The 18,483-nt window shown below is 58.8% G+C and carries 19 protein-coding genes; 9 read left to right on the top strand and 10 right to left on the bottom strand.

All coding sequences use genetic code 11. From position 1 onward, the window contains the following. Positions 1 to 190 precede the first annotated feature (190 nt). Positions 191 to 1,426 (bottom strand): LeuA family protein, encoded by a 1,236-nt coding sequence (locus V5N13_RS01490; RefSeq protein WP_332900090.1) that lies wholly within the window; start codon positions 1,424 to 1,426, stop codon positions 191 to 193. Between the two features lie 351 nt (positions 1,427 to 1,777). Here V5N13_RS01490 and V5N13_RS01485 point away from each other — a divergent pair, with 351 nt between their 5' ends. Together V5N13_RS01485 and V5N13_RS01480 are read left to right on the top strand one after the other, a co-directional pair. After that, positions 1,778 to 2,230, top strand: coding sequence for a ferritin-like domain-containing protein (locus tag V5N13_RS01485; RefSeq protein ID WP_442905055.1), 453 nt, complete (start codon positions 1,778 to 1,780; stop codon positions 2,228 to 2,230). A gap of 101 nt (positions 2,231 to 2,331) precedes the next feature. Further along, positions 2,332 to 2,622: a DUF5779 family protein gene (locus tag V5N13_RS01480; protein ID WP_332899069.1), complete on the top strand. Its 291-nt coding sequence runs from the start codon at positions 2,332 to 2,334 to the stop codon at positions 2,620 to 2,622. A 3-nt stretch (positions 2,623 to 2,625) separates the two neighbouring features. Here the strand turns inward: V5N13_RS01480 and V5N13_RS01475 are convergent, their stop codons facing one another. Next, entirely contained in the window at positions 2,626 to 3,306 is a 681-nt protein-coding gene (locus V5N13_RS01475) for a VOC family protein (protein ID WP_336359328.1), read from the bottom strand. Between the two features lie 87 nt (positions 3,307 to 3,393). On the opposite strand from V5N13_RS01475, the gene V5N13_RS01470 reads away from it, so the two are divergent. Continuing rightward, complete coding sequence (locus V5N13_RS01470; RefSeq protein WP_336359327.1) at positions 3,394 to 4,077, top strand: hypothetical protein; 684 nt, start codon at positions 3,394 to 3,396, stop codon at positions 4,075 to 4,077. 409 nt (positions 4,078 to 4,486) lie between these two features. Beyond that, positions 4,487 to 6,328 carry a hypothetical protein gene (locus V5N13_RS01465; RefSeq protein ID WP_336359326.1) on the top strand — a complete coding sequence of 614 codons (1,842 nt, stop codon included), beginning with the start codon at positions 4,487 to 4,489 and terminating at the stop codon, positions 6,326 to 6,328. A gap of 50 nt (positions 6,329 to 6,378) precedes the next feature. Here the strand turns inward: V5N13_RS01465 and V5N13_RS01460 are convergent, their stop codons facing one another. Next, entirely contained in the window at positions 6,379 to 6,513 is a 135-nt protein-coding gene (locus tag V5N13_RS01460) for a DUF7503 family protein (RefSeq protein ID WP_336359325.1), read from the bottom strand. Positions 6,514 to 6,707: 194 nt separating this feature from the next. Here V5N13_RS01460 and V5N13_RS01455 point away from each other — a divergent pair, with 194 nt between their 5' ends. Next, positions 6,708 to 7,118 (top strand): hypothetical protein, encoded by a 411-nt coding sequence (locus V5N13_RS01455; RefSeq protein WP_336359324.1) that lies wholly within the window; start codon positions 6,708 to 6,710, stop codon positions 7,116 to 7,118. A gap of 4 nt (positions 7,119 to 7,122) precedes the next feature. Here V5N13_RS01455 and V5N13_RS01450 read toward each other — a convergent pair whose 3' ends face one another. The 6 genes from V5N13_RS01450 to aglG all read right to left on the bottom strand — a co-directional run bounded on the left by V5N13_RS01450 (position 7,123) and on the right by aglG (position 12,874). Then, entirely contained in the window at positions 7,123 to 7,332 is a 210-nt protein-coding gene (locus V5N13_RS01450) for a CopG family transcriptional regulator (protein WP_276247388.1), read from the bottom strand. 32 nt (positions 7,333 to 7,364) lie between these two features. Then, entirely contained in the window at positions 7,365 to 8,354 is a 990-nt protein-coding gene (aglJ, locus tag V5N13_RS01445; protein WP_336359323.1) for an S-layer glycoprotein N-glycosyltransferase AglJ, read from the bottom strand. Positions 8,355 to 8,450: 96 nt separating this feature from the next. Beyond that, positions 8,451 to 9,983 carry a flippase gene (locus V5N13_RS01440; RefSeq protein ID WP_336359322.1) on the bottom strand — a complete coding sequence of 511 codons (1,533 nt, stop codon included), beginning with the start codon at positions 9,981 to 9,983 and terminating at the stop codon, positions 8,451 to 8,453. Between the two features lie 70 nt (positions 9,984 to 10,053). Further along, positions 10,054 to 10,938, bottom strand: coding sequence for a glycosyltransferase (locus V5N13_RS01435; RefSeq protein WP_336359321.1), 885 nt, complete (start codon positions 10,936 to 10,938; stop codon positions 10,054 to 10,056). After that, positions 10,935 to 11,957, bottom strand: coding sequence for a glycosyltransferase (locus tag V5N13_RS01430; RefSeq protein WP_336359320.1), 1,023 nt, complete (start codon positions 11,955 to 11,957; stop codon positions 10,935 to 10,937). Before V5N13_RS01430 ends, V5N13_RS01435 begins: the two co-directional genes overlap by 4 nt. After that, positions 11,954 to 12,874 (bottom strand): glucosyl-dolichyl phosphate glucuronosyltransferase, encoded by a 921-nt coding sequence (aglG, locus tag V5N13_RS01425; RefSeq protein ID WP_336359319.1) that lies wholly within the window; start codon positions 12,872 to 12,874, stop codon positions 11,954 to 11,956. The genes V5N13_RS01430 and aglG overlap by 4 nt, the downstream gene beginning before the upstream one ends. Positions 12,875 to 12,982: 108 nt before the next feature. Between aglG and V5N13_RS01420 the strand changes: the two genes are divergently transcribed. The 3 genes from V5N13_RS01420 to V5N13_RS01410 all read left to right on the top strand — a co-directional run bounded on the left by V5N13_RS01420 (position 12,983) and on the right by V5N13_RS01410 (position 17,542). Next, positions 12,983 to 15,997, top strand: a complete 3,015-nt coding sequence (locus V5N13_RS01420; RefSeq protein ID WP_336359318.1) for an oligosaccharyl transferase, archaeosortase A system-associated — start codon at positions 12,983 to 12,985, stop codon at positions 15,995 to 15,997. Continuing rightward, on the top strand, positions 15,997 to 16,950 hold the full coding sequence (locus V5N13_RS01415) for a DUF368 domain-containing protein (RefSeq protein ID WP_336359317.1): 954 nt from the start codon (positions 15,997 to 15,999) through the stop codon (positions 16,948 to 16,950). The genes V5N13_RS01420 and V5N13_RS01415 overlap by 1 nt, the downstream gene beginning before the upstream one ends. A gap of 85 nt (positions 16,951 to 17,035) precedes the next feature. Beyond that, a complete protein-coding gene (locus V5N13_RS01410; RefSeq protein WP_336359316.1) occupies positions 17,036 to 17,542 on the top strand; it encodes a DUF4330 domain-containing protein in 507 nt (168 codons plus the stop codon). On the opposite strand, the gene V5N13_RS01405 is transcribed toward V5N13_RS01410, so the two are convergent. After that, on the bottom strand, positions 17,539 to 17,916 hold the full coding sequence (locus V5N13_RS01405; RefSeq protein WP_442905086.1) for a DUF393 domain-containing protein: 378 nt from the start codon (positions 17,914 to 17,916) through the stop codon (positions 17,539 to 17,541). The genes V5N13_RS01410 and V5N13_RS01405 overlap by 4 nt on opposite strands. Positions 17,917 to 18,074: 158 nt before the next feature. Here V5N13_RS01405 and trxA point away from each other — a divergent pair, with 158 nt between their 5' ends. Beyond that, positions 18,075 to 18,482: a thioredoxin gene (gene trxA / locus V5N13_RS01400; RefSeq protein WP_332899053.1), complete on the top strand. Its 408-nt coding sequence runs from the start codon at positions 18,075 to 18,077 to the stop codon at positions 18,480 to 18,482. Position 18,483: the final 1 nt, after the last annotated feature.

Here is an 18,483-nt window from a genome sequence, read left to right as displayed (position 1 = left end):
GACCCCTACAATAATGAGCTGAGCCGCAGCACCGCTCGTCGCCTGCGACTGCGTGTGAGCGGCGAGTGTCTGCATTAGTAGACGGGTATGTGACGCGCCCATTATAACTGTTGTGCGTCGTGCAAACCTTGCTCATTCGAGCATCGTTCACGCAAGGCTCGTCACGAGCAAAAACGCCGGAAGTCATAATTCAGGCTTTGACCTCCGACTTCTCTTTGACGCCGACCTCTTTGGCAAAGCGCGCGAGCACGTCGTCGGTGACCTGCTGTTTGTCCGCGCCGAAGTCCTTTACCTTCCGCGTCACTGCGCGCACCTGCTCTTCGGTTGGGTCGAACCCTTCGTCCTGCAGGCGCTTTCTCACGGAGTGAGTGCCCGTGTGCTTGCCCATGACCAGTTCACGGGTTGCACCGACCATCTCTGGCGTCATGACGCCCGGCTCGAACGTGGAGGCGTTCTCGATGACGCCCGCGGCGTGAATTCCGCTCTCGTGGGCGAAGGCGTTCTTGCCCACGACGGGTTTGTTCGCCGGAATCGGCACGTCGCTGCACTCCTCGACGATTTTCGCGATTTTCATTATCTGCGTGGTGTCGATGCCGGTATCGACGCCGAACAGACTCTCTGCGGCCATCACGACCTCTTCGTAAGCGGCGTTCCCGGCGCGTTCGCCGATGCCGTTTACTGACACCTGTGCCTGGTGAGCCCCGGCTTCGAACCCGGCGATGGCGTTCGCCGTCGCCAGCCCGAAGTCGTCGTGGGCGTGGACGTCCACGTAGGCGTCCGTGTGTGCGACCACGTCGGAGACCAGTTTGGCCATCCGCGTGGGCGTCGCCACCCCGCAGGTGTCGGGGATGTTAATCCAGTCGGTTCCCGCGTCGCTCACGGCTTCCACGACATCGATGAGGAAGTCGTGGTTCGTTCGCGTCGCGTCCATCGGTGAGTACATCACCGTGACGCCTGCCTCCTTTGCGCGCCTGACTGCTTCGACGGAGCGCTGTTTTGCCTCCGCGCGAGTGGCGTGCATGGAGTCTTCGAGCTGAATGTCACTGGTGCTCGCGAAGACGTGAATCATCTCCACGCCCGCGTCCAGTGCAGCCTCGATATCTTTGTCGACGACCCTCGCCAGTCCACACGTCGTGGTGTGCGTGCTCTCTGCGATGTCGCGGACGGCCTCGAACTCGGCGTCCGAGTTGACCGGGAAGCCAGCCTCGATGACGTGGGTTCCCATGTCGTCCAACGCCGCCGCTATCTCGCGTTTGTCTTCATACGAGAACGACGTGCGTGGTGTCTGCTCCCCATCGCGGAGCGTGGTGTCGAAAATCCGTACCGTGTCAATCTCGGGGGCAGTGGTGTTAGTTAGCGTGCCCTCGAAGAACTCGACCCGCCGTCTGAGACGACGTTTCCTCGGTATGTCGGTGAGACATTGTATCGCAACCAACTATCTAACGCATATATAACAGTGTCGCTCGAACCGGTCATCCTTTCACGCTGACAGCTCCGAGAAAAACCGGCGAAATTTGAAAACCGCACGACTGCGACACCTCAATATGCTCAAAACATCCTTATACACTGTGGTATGCTATCGCGTCAACGCCCCCGCTAAATAATCATGAAAAAGTAACTTTTCCATTCTAATTCGCGGAATAAATGGTGCGCGCGCTCTGGGCGGGTGCCGACTGGACGGATGGTCGGTCACAGAGTGGGTGTATGCCCACGGTAGAATGAGCAATTTCCCATGTGGCCCGAGAGAATATGAGGCACGCGCACGTTGTCTCAGGTGATGTCTGAAGAAGTAACTCGCCTCCTCCGTCGCGCATATTCCGATGAGATTGAAACGGTCATGAACTACCTCACGAACGCCATCATCCTCGATGGGGTTCGCGCCGCAGAAATCAAAGAAAGTCTCGACGTAGACATAGAAGAGGAACTCTCCCACGCGCGCCTGCTCGGAGAGCGCTTGAAGCAACTCGACGAGCGACCGCCGAGTTCCTACGAGTTCGAAGCGCGCCAGCAGAACCTCCAGCCACCCGAAGACTCGACGGACGTGCTCTCGGTCATCGAGGGTGTGCTCGAAGCAGAAAACGACGCTATCGACACCTACCGAGAGCTCATCACGGCCGCAAATGAAGCGGACGACCCGGTGACCGAAGACCTCGCCGTCACTATCCTCGCGGACGAAGAGGCCCACCGCACGGAGTTCCGCGGCTACCGCAAAGAGTACCGCAACGACTAAACAGCGACCGTCGGGAGGACATTTTTTGCGCGTCGTCGTGTGCGACCAGCCTCGCAGCCAACCGACAGTATATTTTTCTCGCCCGCCTTCGAGCCTACAATATGGGCGATTTCGACCTCGATTTACGAGCCGCAGAGAGTGAACTCGAAGAAGAAGGGCAGGGAAGCGGCGAGATTGTACTCGGCGTGTTAAACGGGCAGACGCCACCGGACGAGTGGGTAGATGCTGTCAAAGAGGGCAAAACGCTGTTTCTCGCCATCGAAGGCGACCTGAACAGCCTCGCTGCCGGGTTCGCCCGCGACATCCGGGATTTAGAGGGCGAACTCATGCACTTTCGAGAGTTCCTCGTCGTCACGCCACCCGGTGTTGGTATCAACACCGAACGGCTCTGAGGCTCACTCAATCGTCAGGTAGTGGCCGTCCGGGTCGCGGATGCGATAGCCGGTGTCTGTTTCTTCTACCGAGAGCGCTTTTTCTGTGATGGAGTCTACCTTTGTCGTCGCAGCTGTGGCCGTCACGCCGATGTCTACATGGACGCCGCCGCGGGCGTCTGCAAGCCCAAGTTGTGGTTCCCAGAGTTCGATGTCGAAAGGGCCTGCGTCGAGGCGTACCCGTCGTCGGTTGTCGCCGCGGTCGCGAACGGAGAGGCCGAGGTCGGTGTAAAACGACACTGCCCGATCTAAGTCTTCGACTTCGAGGACGATTTCGAAAATTCCCGTGATTCCCGTGCCTTCGTCGGTTGATTGGCCAATCTCGACGCAGTTGCCTTCGAGGTCGTAGAAGTAGAGCGACTTTGCCGAGCCAAACTTGAACTCAGTGAGGTCGAACTGTTGGGAGAGGGTGTTCCACCAGTCGTCGTACTCGCCTGCTGGCGTCGAGAACGCGTAGTGCGTGTGCAGGCCGCCGCGGGGCACGGAACTCGGCGCTCGGAGAATAAGGTCTGTCTTTCCGACGGCGAGAGCCGCTTCTGACTCGCGTTCACGCCTCACTGAGAGGTCGAGGTGCTCGCGGTAAAACGACAGCGCCGGGTCGAGATATTTCACTTCGAGCGCCAGCCATCGGAGCGACGAGAACATACCTGCCTCTACGACGGGGCTGTCCTTAAGCGGTTCCCGAACCGGGTAGGCCCGTCGTTTATCCGGCTTGCGCGCGTGAGTTGTGGTATGACGATGAAAGCCTCCGGCACGGCGGGCGAACCGGAACTAATCGACGAGTGGGATGGTGGCTTCGGCTGGATTGCCCATCCAGAAGAGGGGATGCAACGGGCGAGCCACGCGCTCGTCTCGGCCGGCCGCGTCTGGCTCGTCGACCCCGTTGACTTCGGGGGGTTAGACGACCACATCGCGGAATACGGCCCCGTCGGTGGCGTGGTACTGTTGCTCGACCGACACAAACGCGACGCGGCGGCGATTGCGCGCCGACACGACGTCTCTGTCTACCTCCCTCGATGGATGGCGGGCATCTCAGACGACCTCGATGCCCCGACGACGCTGTTCGAAGGTGCGCTTGCCGACACCAAGTACACCCTGTTGAAAGTGTATGATAACCTCTTCTGGAATGAAGGCGCGCTCTACGACGCCGACTCCGGCACGCTCGTCGTCCCGGAGGCGTTTGGAACCGTCTCCTATTACTGTACGAGCAACGAACGGTTGGGCGTCCACCCGGCGATGCGTCTGACCCCACCACGCCGCCCGTTTCGTGGACTTTCGCCGGAGCGAATCCTCGTTGGCCACGGCCCGGGAATCTCAACGGACGCAGCGGGGGCGCTCCGCGATGCACTCGCGGGGTCTATAAAGCGCACGCCAAAGCTCTACATGCAAACTCTCAAGAGTTTTCTCCCGTTTTAGCCGAGGCGTCGAAATCCCACGCAAGAAGACAGACATCGGTCAAAATGCGCCCGCTCTCGGCCGGGCGCGACCCTCGTCCCTGTAAACACGTATTTCCGACGATACTTTTTTGGTAAATCGTTCTGTAAGAAGGGTATATGTATGCCGTCCACGGGTGCCGGCATTCAATGTGGGAGGGCTGTCTCTGATGTACGTCACGATTGAGGCGTGCACGGGTACTCACGGCTTGCAGATCGCAGACCCCATTGAACGCAGACAGTGTGCCCTCCGTACTGACCGTTCGGTAGCGCCGAGTCCCGTGGATACAGACCGGTTTCGATTTCCAGTAGACACTGCGGTTTCTATCACTACTTCTGAACTCGTTCTTTCGCAAGTGGTAGCCACCTACGTTCGCACCAACCGAGGCAACATGGTCCTGCAAGCAGAGCACTTTGCGTTTCACGACCTCCCTGAAAAAACGTACAGTATCGAACTCAACGGCCCCATCAAGCTCTATTTGCAGGTCACCGCACCGCTGACGGTCACCGCTGGTGCGACAGAGATGGCGTTCGAGTTTGGCGACGACACCGAGGTGCTCGTTGGCGCACGGTCGTATCACGACAGTCCCGCGACGACCATCACGACGACCGAAGACCCACACGACATGATGGCGGCGATTTCAGCCCTCAGTTCTTCGCTGAAGACGGCTTCCTGTGAACGGTCGTACCCGACGCTCAGGGGCCATCCGCCCACGATTGAACTCGGCGATGAACTCGACATCCCCGACGGTCTTTCCGCACCCGAGACCGGTGTGACACTTCAAGTACCTCCAAAACTCGAGGCGCTCTACGTGGTTGCGCCACTTGCATACTACCTCGGTGCGGAAATCGAGCCGGGAGAGACGGCACAGCTCATCACCGAGACGGGGTCCGTCCATCCACTCGGGACAGGCGAGGCCTTCGAGCGGACAGTCGAACGGCTGCTCAAACAAACGTTCTTCTTGGACTGCCTGACCCGCACCGAAGGCTACTATCAGGTGTCGCTTCACGAACGCAGTGCCGTCGAAGAGCACATTCCGTTCTCGCTCAAAGAACGGTACAGCCAATCGGTTGGCGAGCAACTCGAAGCCGACCTCGAAGTGCCGTACGACCGTATCAAACCCCACCTGCCCGAGTGGAAGCTGACGACGCACATCCCACCAGCGCCAGAAAACGTCGAAATTCTGCCGTTTCTCGTAAACGACCTCGCCATCGTCCGGACACCAACCGCGAGTACGGTGACCCAACCGGAAGCTCAGACGGCGGCCGTTGACGAGTTCATGCGCGACACGTTCACGCGGGCGACGACGGACGGCGAGCAGTCGTCGATTTCCGTCGTCCAACCCGAATCCATGAACTCCCTCGAACAGGCGTGGGTTGGCGAGAATGCCCCGCTCGGGGCGACGAAGGCCACGGTGTCCGCGTTCCGCAACCGACTCCACCGGACAGTGACGAACCAAGACATCGACATCACCGTTGTCTGCAACGACGAGGCAATGCTCGATGAGCAGCATGCGGCGGCAGACGTGTACGGGTCGCGCGAGGAACTCCCGTTTAACGTCACACTCACCTCGAATCTCACCGTTTCAGAACTCGGGCAGGTTCTCGAATCGGACGTGGACTTCCTCCACTACATCGGCCACATTGACGACGACGGCTTCCAGTGTACCGACGGAAAACTCAACGTTCGAACCCTTGAGAGCGTGGGTGTAGACGCCTTCATGCTCAACGCCTGCCGGTCGTACACCCAAGGAATGCGACTCATCGAGGGCGGGAGCGTCGGTGGCGTCGTGACCCTGGATGAGGTTATCGACAGTGGTGCGTTCAGAATCGGGAGTACGATGGCACGGCTGTTGAATCTCGGATTCCCGCTCCGCGCGGCGCTCACCATCGCCGCAGACCAGAGCATCATCGGGAGTCAGTATCTCGTCGTTGGTGACGGTAACGTCGATATTGCCCACGCAGAGAGCCTCACGCCACATATCTGTGACGTGCGCACTCGCGACGATGGGTTCGATGTGAGTATCAGAACTTACCCGACGAGGAATATGGGGATTGGAACGCTGTTCTGTCCGCATATCGGGGATAACCAAGACCAGTTCCTGAGTTCAGGCCACATCAAGACGTTCACCGTTGGTCGTGAGGAACTCTACGAGTTCCTTTCGCTCGAAGAGACGCCAGTAATCTTCGACGGAGAGTTCACGTGGAGTACGGACATCGTCGCCGAGTCGTAGCCCCTGCGTCCGGATACTGGTTGTCGTGTCAAAAAGGAGTGTTAAACAGATTAGGGCCCCGGCGTGCTAGTCCCGTGACCTGCAATCATGTTCCCAGCTTTCGAGAGGACGATGGTCATCGTGAACAGAGCGCCCATCATGTGTGGGTTCTTTGCAAGGAATTCCTTTACTGATTTTTTGACCATATCAGCAAATACAAAAGAACGCGCCATATTTATAATTTTTTATACATAAATGATATAAATATTTGTAGAGAAGTTTGGATATATGTCTGATGAGGCTTTGCTTCGGGGTGTTTTCGGTGAAAGCAAGGAACTGACAGGAGCATAACCGCAATTCCGCCGAACTGTTTAACCACGGTGGCAACGTGTCATCCGACATGGTTTATGCGACACGTGGCCTTCTCACCATCCTCCTCGAATACGCCCGCACGGAAGCGCCAGAGCCGGTAGTATTCACGCTCTCTACGACTCCTGCGGGGTCGTTCACGGAGCCACTCTCGGTCCCCGAAGAGACGCCCGTGTTTTCGCATTTTTATCTCGCCGGGGATACATCAGTTTCCGCCGTTTTTGGCGTTGACCTGAACAATCCAGCGAAGAAGTCACACGGGCGATTCGTCTCGTACCCGGATGGCTTTGACGATTCTCCAGCCAGTGGTAAGGTAGGCTCTACAGTGTTCATCGCAACACCCCCGTGGGACGACGACTCTGTCCGCGTCTATGACGCGACAGGGACAGAGCAGCCACTCACCATTGTCGATGCAGAACCGCCAGAAGACGCGTTGCCCTGAAACCTTATTTGAGATACCCGAGTTCGCGCAACTGTCGCGTGACCTCTTCGAACTCCGCTTCAGTCAACTCACCTTTTCGTTGGTGTTGCACGACGATGCTCCGCAGCAAAAAACGGACGAGGTCGCCCGTACTCGAAAAGCTCGTCCCTTCGATTGTCTCTTCGACCTTATCAGCGAGTTCTTTCGAGATAGAGACCGAGGTGTACTTCGTCATGTGTGGCGCGAGGGGTTCACGAAAAATAGGTATTACGCCCGTTCGTCCGGGCCGGGCGACGCCGACTCGACGCGCCGTGACTCCCCATGCTCAGCAGGGTTACGACGCTGTCTGGCAATTTCTTCGAGTCGCCGCGTCTGTTCGCGGTTGAGCGTCACAATCAAGTCTGAAAGCACGCCGAACATCAACAGTTGCATCCCAAAGAGGATGAAAAAGGCCGACACAACCGCCATCGCCTCGTGAGAGACCCCGATGGTGACGTATTCGACGCCCACGTACAGCCCAATGATGACGCCGATCACGGTGCTCACCCCCGCCACACTCCCGAAGTAAAAGAGCGGATTGTTGGTTTTCGCGAGTTTGTACAGCGTCATCAAAATGATGCCACCGTCACGAAGCGGGTGAAGGTTCGTATCAGACGCCGCCGGACGCGAGCCGTAGTGAATATCCACGACGGTCGTCGTCACGCCGTGTTTGACGCACTCGACGGCGAGCTCTGTCTCGATACCAAATCCGTCTGCGTAGAGGCCAAGCGCCTCGACCGACTCGCGAGTGAACGCGCGGTACCCACTCAGGATGTCTCTGAGGTTGCGCCCGTGAATGAGCGAAAACGCCCGGTTGATGACGCGATTTCCCACCGAATTCACCCGCGACATCGCATCCGCCTCCATGTGCGCAAACCGGTCACCGATGACGTGCTGTGCATCGCCCCACAGCAGTGGTTCGAGCATGGCTTCTGCATCTTCCGGGCGGTAGGTGCCGTCGCCGTCAACCATCAGAATATACGGCACCGAAATCTTCCGAATTGCCTCGCGGACGGCCTGTCCCTTCCCGCTGCCCGACTGGGTGATGACCCGTGCGCCGTGGTCGGCCGCAATCTCTCTCGTCCCATCTGAGGAGTGGCCGTCCACGACGAGGACGTTCGTCAATCCCTGCTCGTGGAAGCCATCTACGACCGACCCGATGGTCGCGGCTTCGTTGAGCGTCGGGATGAGAACACAAACGTCGTCGCGGGATTCCATTGTTTTTTGGTCGTTTCCGGGCCTGCAAAAGCCTTCTCCTACAGGGCTCACTGAAAATCGATACGGGGTTTCGTGCACGAACGCACGGGGCAGAAACTACGATCTACTGACGCGTACCACGAGGGATTTCAGTCGCCCCAGATCAATATCGAATCGGTCTTCTACGCTTTCGAGCAACACGAGTTCTTCCGACCCAATTCCGAATCGAAGTACTGCAACAGTGTACCCAATCACTGCTACCGCTGCAACGAGCACTAGTAGAGGAACCGATGTGATCCACTGGTTGGTTACAGGCAAGTACACCAACGCACTCAACCCAACCGCAACCAGAGACAAGCGCACGAGCGAGCCAGTAATCGGCTGAATACCGGTTACTCGGTACAGTTGGTACGAGTAGAGTAAGTTGAGTAGGACGTACGCTACGGCGGTGGCAACTGCCGCGCCGAGCACCGAATAGGGAGGGATCAACACGACGTTCAACACGAAGTTGACTCCGGCAACGAGCGTGTTGTCGAACATTATCAATCTCGTATGACCAAGCGAAGTCAACGTATCACTGTTTGGTCCGGCGATTGCATGGCTGAAAAAGGCAATCGAAAGGATACTCAGCGCGGCTGCACCCGAGACGTACTGTTCACCAAACGTCAGTCGAATACTCGCCGTTGGGAAGAGCGCGACGACGACGAACAGGGGAACCGTAACGACGAACACCCACTTCGTGACGACGTGATAGAGCTGGCGCATACTCTCTGTGTCGCCAGTAGCGTGAAGCTCAGCGATAACCGGCATAAAGAGGAACCCAAATGAACTCAACATCATCGTGAGCAAGAGCGCAATTGGGTAGATCGTGTTGTAGATACCAACGTCCGCCGTTGAAGAAAAATAACCAAGCATGAACGTGTCCATGTCCGCAAACACGAACGTCATCACCGTTGAGATGACAAGCGGTGCAGAGAACCACAGCAGGTCTCTGTGCATGGGTTGATACGGGGTTTTCCGAGCGAAAAGTGACGTCCGTGTATATAACACATAGACGCCAAGTGCCGCCGCTCCGAGATACGAGCCTACGTACGCCCACGCGACACCGGTCGCGCCAACACCGACCGACAGAGCAACGATAATCCCTGCGAATCGGAGCGTTGGAAGCGAGATGTTCTGGATATACACTTTCGGAAGCGACAGCTTTAGCCCCTGTATGCTCCCGACGGCAAGTTTCATCACCGCTGCGAGCGGGATACAGAGCGCAAAGATTCGGAGTACGGCTTCGGTCGCCGGATCGGTAAACACAACGCGTGCAATCGTTGGAGCGAACACGACAATGAGCAAACTTGCAAGAATCGAGAGCGGGATACCGATTTGAAACGCAGAGACTAGCACGCCACGTCTACGCGTCTTGTCGCTGAACATTGGAAGATACCGGCCAATGCCCGTGTTCAACCCAAGCAGAACCACAGTCGAGACGATGGTCGCAGTCGTGATCCCGAGTGACACCGCCCCGTAGTTCACAGGGCCGAGAACCCGTGCGATGACGAGTTTTGCGACGAACGAGATTCCGAGTTCAAGAAACAGCCCTAAAAAGAGAATTCCACCTCCTTTAAACAGCGTCCGGAGGGCAGAATTAGTAGACACCTTCACACAAACCTGTTGGCTTCTTTTGTAGTAGGGTTTATGGATTCTTCACTTGGCTCGTCTCGCCCCATTATGACTGGTCACGGCGAGGAGTGCTATTGGGTGGTGTTTCGTCTGAAATCGCATACTGAGACAGTTCCGGTGGAACAGCCACGTACACGTCTGCATAGGTCGGTCGCGCGCTCATTTCGAAAATCTCTCGCCAGCGTTTTTTCCGGGCGGTGTAGACGCGGCCCTCAATGGCTCCTGCGACAATGCCACCAATCGACAAGGGCAATCCAATCAATGAGAGCGGAAATGGGTGGTTTGCAAACAGAAAGTGGAATATCTGTGCGGGTGAAAACCCAATCTGATACAGTCCTTTTGCGGAGCGAAACCACCGCGTTGCTCTGCGGCGTACGGTTGGCTTCGAACTATCGATATTTTCGGTGTTTTTCACGGGCAAATAGCGCAAGACACCACGGTCTTCGAGCCGGTCGGTCAACTCGTGGTCTTCACCACGCATCAGGGGACTGTACCCACCGACATCACGTAACAGGGTTCGTGGAGCAATGAACAGATTGCCAGCCGTTCGAAGCGCAATCGGGCCATCTCGTTCAAGAAGGTCGTGATACACGTTCAACACCCCTTCGAGCAGCGTGCCGTACGTCTGATCGAGGTCGTAGTTTGCAATGATGTGCTCCCCCGTTGCTTCTTCGAGCGCCCGTTGTCTCCCCTCGCCGCGGTTACAGCCTGGTTCGATGAAAAGTCGAAGTGCCTCGTGGTCTGCGGCGAACGATTTGAGAATAGCGAGGCTCCCATCGTCGCTTCCGGCATCAACGATGACGATTTCACAGTTGTCCGGGCGCTCGTTGAGGATGCTTTTGAGGCTCGACTTGAGCGTCGCTCCTTGATTGTAGTGCGTGATGCAAATTGAGTACGTCCACGACTGCTCATTGAGCCTCGAATCGGTCATTGGTGGTCGTTTACAGTACTTCGTAACGCTGACTCATAGACTTGTCCTATCGAACGCCAATCATACTGTTTGCTCGTCTCTTTGAGTGCGTTTGTATCGGTAGTCTCGGGTGCCGACCGAATCGCCGTGGCAATCGCCTGCGGTTCGAGAGTGCAGAACGATGCCAACCCAGCAAATCGACCTTCTGCACGGCCCCGAAGCTGAACCACTGGGAGGCCAGCCGAGCCATATTCGAGCACTTTCAGCGTATGGGCGTCGTCTACAAGCGAGACACCAACATCCGCGGCGTGGAGATACCCGGGGACATCTTCGTGCGGAACCGTCCCCAGATAGATCACGTTCTCACGTTCTGCAGCTTTGGACGCGACTAACTCTTCGAGACTTCCCGTTCCGAGGATGACAAGCGACCAGTCGGGAAGGTAGTCCATACTGTCGAGCAGTTCTCGAATGTGGTAAATCGGCTCTAACCCACCGACGTAGATGACGACGTGTTCGTTCACGCCACTGCGTTTCAATCGAGTTTCGGCACGTTCGATGACCGACTGTGGAGGATTGGCGAACGTGTCGTAGGGGACGCCCAACTCCGTCTTCGTTGCGACTGATGCGTATTTTCTCACCCGCGCTGCTTCCTCATCGTAAACATAGATGACATGGTCTGCGAGAGCAAACGAGGCGTTTTCTAACACCCTGACTACCACAGAAAGCAGCCGAGGGTGCGTTTCTGCAAACTGCCTGATTGGGTCGATATGGTCAACGAGCAAGGGTTTCGAACCAAGCACCGAAAGTAACGTTCCGGCGATTGCTCCAGCACGGGTCGTGCCAACGATTACGTCGAACTCACGTCGTTCGCGCAGCGACTGGCGAACAGTTTGAAGCGTCGTTCCGCGAAGCACAACCTCAATTCCCTGTGTTTGGAGATAGTCTGCAATTCGCTTTCTGCCAACGCTGATGTTCGCTGGTTTATCCGGAGTTAGCCATAGAACTCTGAGCGACTCGCTTTCGATAGGCGTCTCAGTCATTGATGCTTGATGAATCCGTACACGTACCCAAGCCCAACCACACCCGTCAACACGACCAGCATCACCAACTGCAACAGCCCGGAACGCGAGGGGTGAAACAGGAGTCGTTTCGCCCGCTGTGGCGCAAATTCTGTTAGCAACTGACCCAAGAATTCAGACTCCTCGCCGCTCGATTCGGGTACCAACACCTCCATCGCGCGCTTCGAGTAGCCCTGCCAGAAGGCCCGGCGAAGCAACCACTCAGGGTCGGTGCGGTAGGCGAACACCTTGTGGGCCACGCGCGCGTCGGGGGTGTAGTAGACGCCTGCATCGTACTGCTGGCGCAGGCGCGCACAGAGTTCGGTCTCGCCGCCCTGGAGGTTTTTTTCGCCTTTGCGGCCGCCGATGGCGGTGTCGAAGCCGCCGAGGTCGGTGAACACGTCGCGTTTGAACGAGAGATTCGAGCCGAAGGTGTTTCGCACCTCGCCGGGGCCGTCTGCGAAGCCGCGGTGGGTGACGCCGATGAGCCAGTAGAACTCGGCGGGGAGAAAGGCTGGTTTGCCAGCGACCCACTCGGGGGTCATGCGCCCGCCCGCGGCGAGCGCGTCGTGGGAGTCGTACACCGAGACGAGTTCTGCAAGCCACTCTGGGTCTGCGACCGCGTCGTCGTCGATGAACGCGACGATGTCACCGTCTGCGAGTTCTGCGCCCGTGTTTCGGCTTGCGAGCAGGCCGCGATTCTCGCTGTTCAGGTGGATGCGTACGTCCTCACGCGCGCCGAAGTCTTCGATGACGCGTTCTGCCACCTCGGGGGTTCCGTCGACCACCACGATGAGTTCACGGTTCGGATACGTCTGGGCGAGGATGCTTTCTGCTGCTTGCTCGAAAGCATCGTAGAGGTCGAGTGAATACGTACAGAGGACGACGGAGACCCGCATTTTTCAGAGAAAGGTGACGTTTGTCCAAAGGCGTTTCCTTTCAATTCCTTGCTGGTGTTGACGCGTAGATAACAAGGTTTATGCGCGTTTTCCTAGTCAGGAAAGACAATGAGCAAACGCAATAAACAGCCGTCGGCACAGACCCGTCGTTCCGGGTCGGTGGCCGACCTCATCGAGGAGTGGTATCACGTTCCGCTCCTCGTGGCCCTCCTCGGCGTGATGCTGTACACCCGAGTTCAGGGCTGGAAAAATTTCGTCAGTGGCGGCGACGTCTTCTTCTCTGGAAACGACGCATGGTACCACTTCCGGCAAGTGAGTTACACGGTTCAACACTGGCCCTCGACCATGCCGTTCGACCCGTGGACGCACTTCCCCGTCGGGACGAGCGTTGGCCAGTTCGGGACGCTGTACGACCAAATCGTCGCCACCGTCGCGCTCATCGTCGGCCTCGGCAGTCCAGACCAGCACACGATTGGTCTGACGCTCCTGTTCGCGCCTGCGGTGTTCGGGACGCTCGTGGCGATTCCAGCCTACCTCATTGGCAAGCGCCTCGGTGGCCGCTTTGGCGGCATCGTCGCGGTGCTCATCCTCGCGCTCGCGCCGAGTGAGTTCCTCCGGCGCAGCCTCGTTGGCTTCTCAGACCACCACGTCGCAGAGGCGCTGTTCCAGTCGATTGCCGTCCTCGCCGTGATGGTCGCCCTGTCGGTCGCAGAGCGCGAAAAACCGGTGTACGAACAGTTCCAAGAGCGCGATTGGGATAACCTCAGAAGCCCCGTCGGGTGGGCTGCGCTCGCTGGCGTCGCTGTCTCGCTCTACATCTGGACGTGGCCACCGGGCGTCTTCCTCGTCGGTATCCTTGGCGTCTTCTTCGCGCTCGCACTGAGCATCGTCTACGTGCGCGGCGAGAGTCCAGAACACCTCGCCATCACGGGCGCGGTGATGATGGGTGTTGTCACGGTCCTCACGCTCGTGTCGTTCGACAGCTTCGCCCTCAGTCCGACTCAGTTCACGCTCATCCAGCCGCTCCTCGCCGCCGCCGTCGCCGGTGGCTGTGTGTTCCTCGCGTTCCTCGCGCGGAAACTCGACACGACCGACTACCCACGCCTCGCGTTCCCGGGCGTCATCGTCGGCTCTATCGCCGTTGTTTCGCTGCTGTTGATGGTCGTCGTCCCGGACGTGTTCAATTTCTTCGTCTCGCAGTTCTCTCGGGTGGCTGGCTTCGGGTCGAGCGCCACCGCCCAGACCGTCGGTGAGGCCCAGCCTCTGCAGCTCTCACAAGCACAGAACTACCTCTCCTTCTCCTACGGCCTGACGTTCTACACCGCCGTCGTCGGTGCGGGCGTCATGCTCGTCCAGTACTTCTACGCGGGCAAGTCGCGCGCAGAGTACCTCTTCGTCCTGACGTGGGCCGTGTTCATGACGGCCGCCGCGTTCACGCAGGTGCGCTTTAACTACTACCTCATCCTCGCTATCGTCGCGCTCAACGCCTTCCTTGCGGGCGGAATCTTCCGCTTCGTCAGCCCCGAGAAGGCGATTCGCTCGGTACGCGACATCGAACTCTATCAGGTACTCACTGTCGTCGCCATCTTGCTCGTCGTCACCGGCCCGCTCGCGCTGCGGGGGACGAACGCCATCTCCTACGCCGGGCAGGTGTCCCAGCCGGGCGAAGTCACTCAGTGGGACGACAGCCTCGACTGGCTCGCAAACGAGACGCCGAAAGAAGGTACCTACGGCGGCGCACAGAACCAGATGGACCTCTACGGCACCTACGCCCAGACGGACGACTTCGACTATCCAGACGGCTCGTATGGGGTGATGTCGTGGTGGGACTACGGCCACTTCATCACCGTCAAAGGCGAGCGCATCCCTGACGCCAACCCGTTCCAGCAGAGCGCCACCGAAGCGGCGAACTTCCTGCTGTCGACCAACGAGACGGCGGCGAACGAACAGCTCGTGAGCCCAGAGGGCGAGGAGACGCGCTACGTCATGATCGACTGGAAGCTTGCAGACCCGAGTTCCAACAAGTTCTCCGCGCCGACGGTGTTCTACAACCGCGAGAACCTGACCTCGCGGGACATTATCAAACCCGTGTTCAACCAACAGGGGACGCAACTCGTCTACACCGTGCAGTCCCAGCGCTACTACGAGAGCATGCGGACGCGCCTCTACTACCACCACGGCAGCTCCATCGAAGTCGAGCCGGTCGTCTCCGACTGGGGGACGAGTTCGGTGCAAACCAACCGGGGGACGGTGACGTTCCCAGCACTGCCAAGCGGACCGAACGCGACGGCAATCAAGCGGTTCGAGACGATGGACGAAGCCCGTGAGTACGTCGACAACGACGCCACCTCGCAAATCGGTGGCATCGGCAAGTACCCAAGCGAGCGCGTTCCCGCACTCCAACACTACCGCCTCGTGAAGATTTCGAACACGTCTGCACTGTCTTCACCGACGTTCCAGCAGGCGTTCTTCACGCGCGCTCAGTTGCTCGGACAAGGCGGCCTCTCAACGAACGCGCTGTTCAACACGCCGCCAGCGTGGGTCAAGACGTTCGAGAAGGTGCCGGGTGCCACCGTGGAAGGCACCGGTCCGGCGAACACGACCATCACAGCCGCAGTCGAGATGCGAATGCCAACGTCGAACTCGACGTTCACCTACACGCAGCAGGCCCAGACTGACGAGAACGGCGAGTTCACGATGACGCTGCCGTACTCGACGACGGGATACGAAGAATACGGTCTCTCGGAAGGCTACACCAACGTGAGTGTTCGCGCGACCGGCCCGTACACGTTCACCTCGCCGCTCGAACGCGACGACAACCTGACCGGCACGCAGTGGCAGGGGTCTGCGGACGTGACCGAAGGCCAAGTCATCGGTGAGGATTCGAACGCCGTCACAGTCTCGCTCTCTGAGGAGACCGTCGACATCCCCGAAGGCGCACAGGACGACGGCAACGCGACCAACACCACTGACGGAAGCGCCACGGACGCGCCGAACGGGACGAACACCACGAACGACTCCAACACCTCGGCTTCGCTGACACCGCCCGCCACGCTCTCGTGGCAGGCGGCTGACGCCCCGGCCGTAGCCAATATACCCTCGGCTCTCCCACGAGTTGCCTAATGAGTGACTCTCGGATTCCCGGCGGGGAGCTGTTTTCGATCTACTTGAAAGGCTTTTTCATGGGCGCTGCGGACACGGTGCCCGGCGTTTCGGGCGGCACGATTGCGCTCATCACTGGGATTTACGAACGGCTCATCAGCGCCATCACGGAACTCGACGCTGCGGCGATTGCGAACGTGTTTCGCCTCCACACCGCAGATGGCCGCGCGGCGTTCCGCGACGACCTGCTCCGCATGGACGTGTTCTTCCTCGTCGCGCTCGGCGCGGGCATTCTGACGGCACTCATCACGCTCTCGCGCATCGTTGAAACCGCGCTCGTGGAGTATCCGACGTTCACGTTCGCGTTCTTCTTCGGGCTGATTGCCGCCTCGGCCATCGTCCTCTACAACCACGTCAACGTGAACACGCCCGCGCGCCTCGCCGTCGCCGTCGTCGGCTTTGCGTTCGCGTTTCTCGTCTCGGGCGCATCGAGCAGCGGCGGCCTACCGAACACGCTCCCGTTCGCGTTCGTCGCCGGTGCCGTCGCCATCACCGCCATGATTCTGCCCGGCATTTCGGGGTCGTTCTTGCTGTTGCTCATGGGCCAGTACGAGTTCATGCTCGGCACGCTTCGCCGGTTCGTTGACGGCCTCATCGGCATCGCTCGCGGTGGTGCCCTCGACCTGGTCATCGAACCCGCCACGACCGTCGTCGTGTTCGGCGTGGGCGCAGTCGTGGGGCTCTTTTCTATCGCCCACGTCATCCGATGGGCGCTCTCGAACTACCGCGCGGCGACGCTTACGTTCCTCGTGAGTTTGATGGTCGGCGCGCTTCGCCTGCCAGCAGCGGAGGTCCTCGCAAACGGCACGTTCGAGTCGGCGCTCTCGATTGGTGCGGTCGTGTTTATCGCCATCGTCGGTGGGGCGGCCGTGCTGGCGCTCGACTGGTACACCGACGACCTCGAATACGCCTGACTGCCCCGTCTCCATCGCTGTTTTTCTGTCACAGAAAGCGGAGAAACCGACATGTTTGTAACCGGGGTTGCCAATGGTTTGAGTAATGCCACTTCTCGATTCGGACGGGAATCTCTTCGGGCTCGTGAATATTATCGACGCGTTCGTCATCCTCCTCGTGATTGCGGTGGTCGGCGCGGGTGGCGCGCTCGTGCTGGGCGACGACGCGGCAGACCCCGCCACGAACAACACCACCGCCACACCGACGCCAACGCCGACAGCAACGCCGCAGAATCAAACGAATAACACGACTGCGCCGCCACCGACCGAGAACGTGAGCGTCGTCTACCGGCTCGAAAGCGTCCCAAAATACCTGCTCGAACCGATAGAAGAAGGGCCAGTCAACGCCACCGATTCGCTCGTCGAAGTCGAAGCTATCGAGGTTATTTCAGAGACGAACGAGACGGTCACGGCTGAGCTGACGGTCGAAACCACGCTCACGATGAAAGACGAGTTGCGCTACTACAACGGCGAGCGCATCTATGTCGGCAAGCGGGTCACCCTCGACTTCGGCGATGTCGTGGTGAAACCAACGGTCATTCGCTTTGCCTAAGCGGTCACGTCTGCGGGACGCTCGGTGGCGGCCGCGGCAAGCGCGGTAAACAGGTTGCTCGCTTTTGCAGTCAGGTCGTACTGTTCGTGATAGTCGTCCGGGTCGCGTCCCCGACCGCTCGCGAGGCCAACGAGGTCGGCTATCGTTTCGTAGTTGTCGCGCACGAGATTCCCGGCGAGTTTCGGCATTCCCGCCCGCGAGGCAAGTTCTTTTGCTGCGGCTTTGCCCGCATACACCTGTCTCGCTTGTTGGTCTACGAGCACCATCGCAAACGGTGTCGTGCCGAACTGTGCGTCGAGGAACTGTTGGGCGGCGTCGTCGTACCACGAGATGGCGACGACGGTGTCGAGTCGCTTCAGCGCAATCGCGGCCATCGAGCAGTACGGACACTCGCCGTCATAGATGAGCACGGCGTCGGGAGAGGTCACACCTATCCTACGTGCTCGCGCGCAAAATACTGTCCGCCATCGGTTGTGTACCGTGTCGGCACACGGGCAATGTGATTAAAGCCATCCACGTAATAGGGTGGGACATGAGCGATTCCTCAAGTACCGACGACATCGACGCCATTCGCCAGAAGAAAGCAGAAGAACTGCAGGCAAACGCACAGGCCGCTGAGTCTCCGTCAGAACCAATCCACATCGAGAGCACCGAACACCTACAGGAGATTGTAGACAGCCACGACGTCGTGCTCGTTGACTTCTACGCCGACTGGTGTGGTCCGTGTAAAATGCTCGAACCGACGATGGAAGAACTCGCCGCAGAAGGCGCGGCGACCATCGTGAAGGTGGACGTCGATGAACACCAGAACCTCGCCCAGTCGAACGGCGTCCAGGGGATTCCAACCCTCCTGCTCTACGCCCACGGCGAACAGGCAAAGCGACTCGTCGGCGTCCAAGACAAGGCAACGCTCTCCTCGCTCATCGAGGAAGTCGCCTAAC

Source organism: Haladaptatus sp. ZSTT2 (assembly GCF_037081775.1).
In the GTDB taxonomy this organism is placed as follows: domain Archaea; phylum Halobacteriota; class Halobacteria; order Halobacteriales; family Halococcaceae; genus QDMS2.
This window is presented reverse-complemented; position numbering and strand designations above follow the sequence as displayed.

Excerpts from the sequence above, each read along its gene's own strand:
- V5N13_RS01485 (WP_442905055.1), top strand. The coding sequence starts at position 1,778 with ATGTCTGAAGAAGTAACTCGCCTCCTCCGTCGCGCATATTCCGATGAG.
- V5N13_RS01480 (WP_332899069.1), top strand. The coding sequence starts at position 2,332 with ATGGGCGATTTCGACCTCGATTTACGAGCCGCAGAGAGTGAACTCGAA.
- V5N13_RS01475 (WP_336359328.1), bottom strand. The coding sequence starts at position 3,306 with ATGTTCTCGTCGCTCCGATGGCTGGCGCTCGAAGTGAAATATCTCGAC.
- V5N13_RS01470 (WP_336359327.1), top strand. The coding sequence starts at position 3,394 with ATGACGATGAAAGCCTCCGGCACGGCGGGCGAACCGGAACTAATCGAC.
- V5N13_RS01465 (WP_336359326.1), top strand. The coding sequence starts at position 4,487 with ATGGTCCTGCAAGCAGAGCACTTTGCGTTTCACGACCTCCCTGAAAAA.
- V5N13_RS01460 (WP_336359325.1), bottom strand. The coding sequence starts at position 6,513 with ATGGTCAAAAAATCAGTAAAGGAATTCCTTGCAAAGAACCCACACATG.
- V5N13_RS01455 (WP_336359324.1), top strand. The coding sequence starts at position 6,708 with ATGGTTTATGCGACACGTGGCCTTCTCACCATCCTCCTCGAATACGCC.
- V5N13_RS01450 (WP_276247388.1), bottom strand. The coding sequence starts at position 7,332 with ATGACGAAGTACACCTCGGTCTCTATCTCGAAAGAACTCGCTGATAAG.
- aglJ (WP_336359323.1), bottom strand. The coding sequence starts at position 8,354 with ATGGAATCCCGCGACGACGTTTGTGTTCTCATCCCGACGCTCAACGAA.
- V5N13_RS01435 (WP_336359321.1), bottom strand. The coding sequence starts at position 10,938 with ATGACCGATTCGAGGCTCAATGAGCAGTCGTGGACGTACTCAATTTGC.
- V5N13_RS01430 (WP_336359320.1), bottom strand. The coding sequence starts at position 11,957 with ATGACTGAGACGCCTATCGAAAGCGAGTCGCTCAGAGTTCTATGGCTA.
- aglG (WP_336359319.1), bottom strand. The coding sequence starts at position 12,874 with ATGCGGGTCTCCGTCGTCCTCTGTACGTATTCACTCGACCTCTACGAT.
- V5N13_RS01420 (WP_336359318.1), top strand. The coding sequence starts at position 12,983 with ATGAGCAAACGCAATAAACAGCCGTCGGCACAGACCCGTCGTTCCGGG.
- V5N13_RS01415 (WP_336359317.1), top strand. The coding sequence starts at position 15,997 with ATGAGTGACTCTCGGATTCCCGGCGGGGAGCTGTTTTCGATCTACTTG.
- V5N13_RS01410 (WP_336359316.1), top strand. The coding sequence starts at position 17,036 with ATGCCACTTCTCGATTCGGACGGGAATCTCTTCGGGCTCGTGAATATT.
- V5N13_RS01405 (WP_442905086.1), bottom strand. The coding sequence starts at position 17,916 with ATGGCCGCGATTGCGCTGAAGCGACTCGACACCGTCGTCGCCATCTCG.
- trxA (WP_332899053.1), top strand. The coding sequence starts at position 18,075 with ATGAGCGATTCCTCAAGTACCGACGACATCGACGCCATTCGCCAGAAG.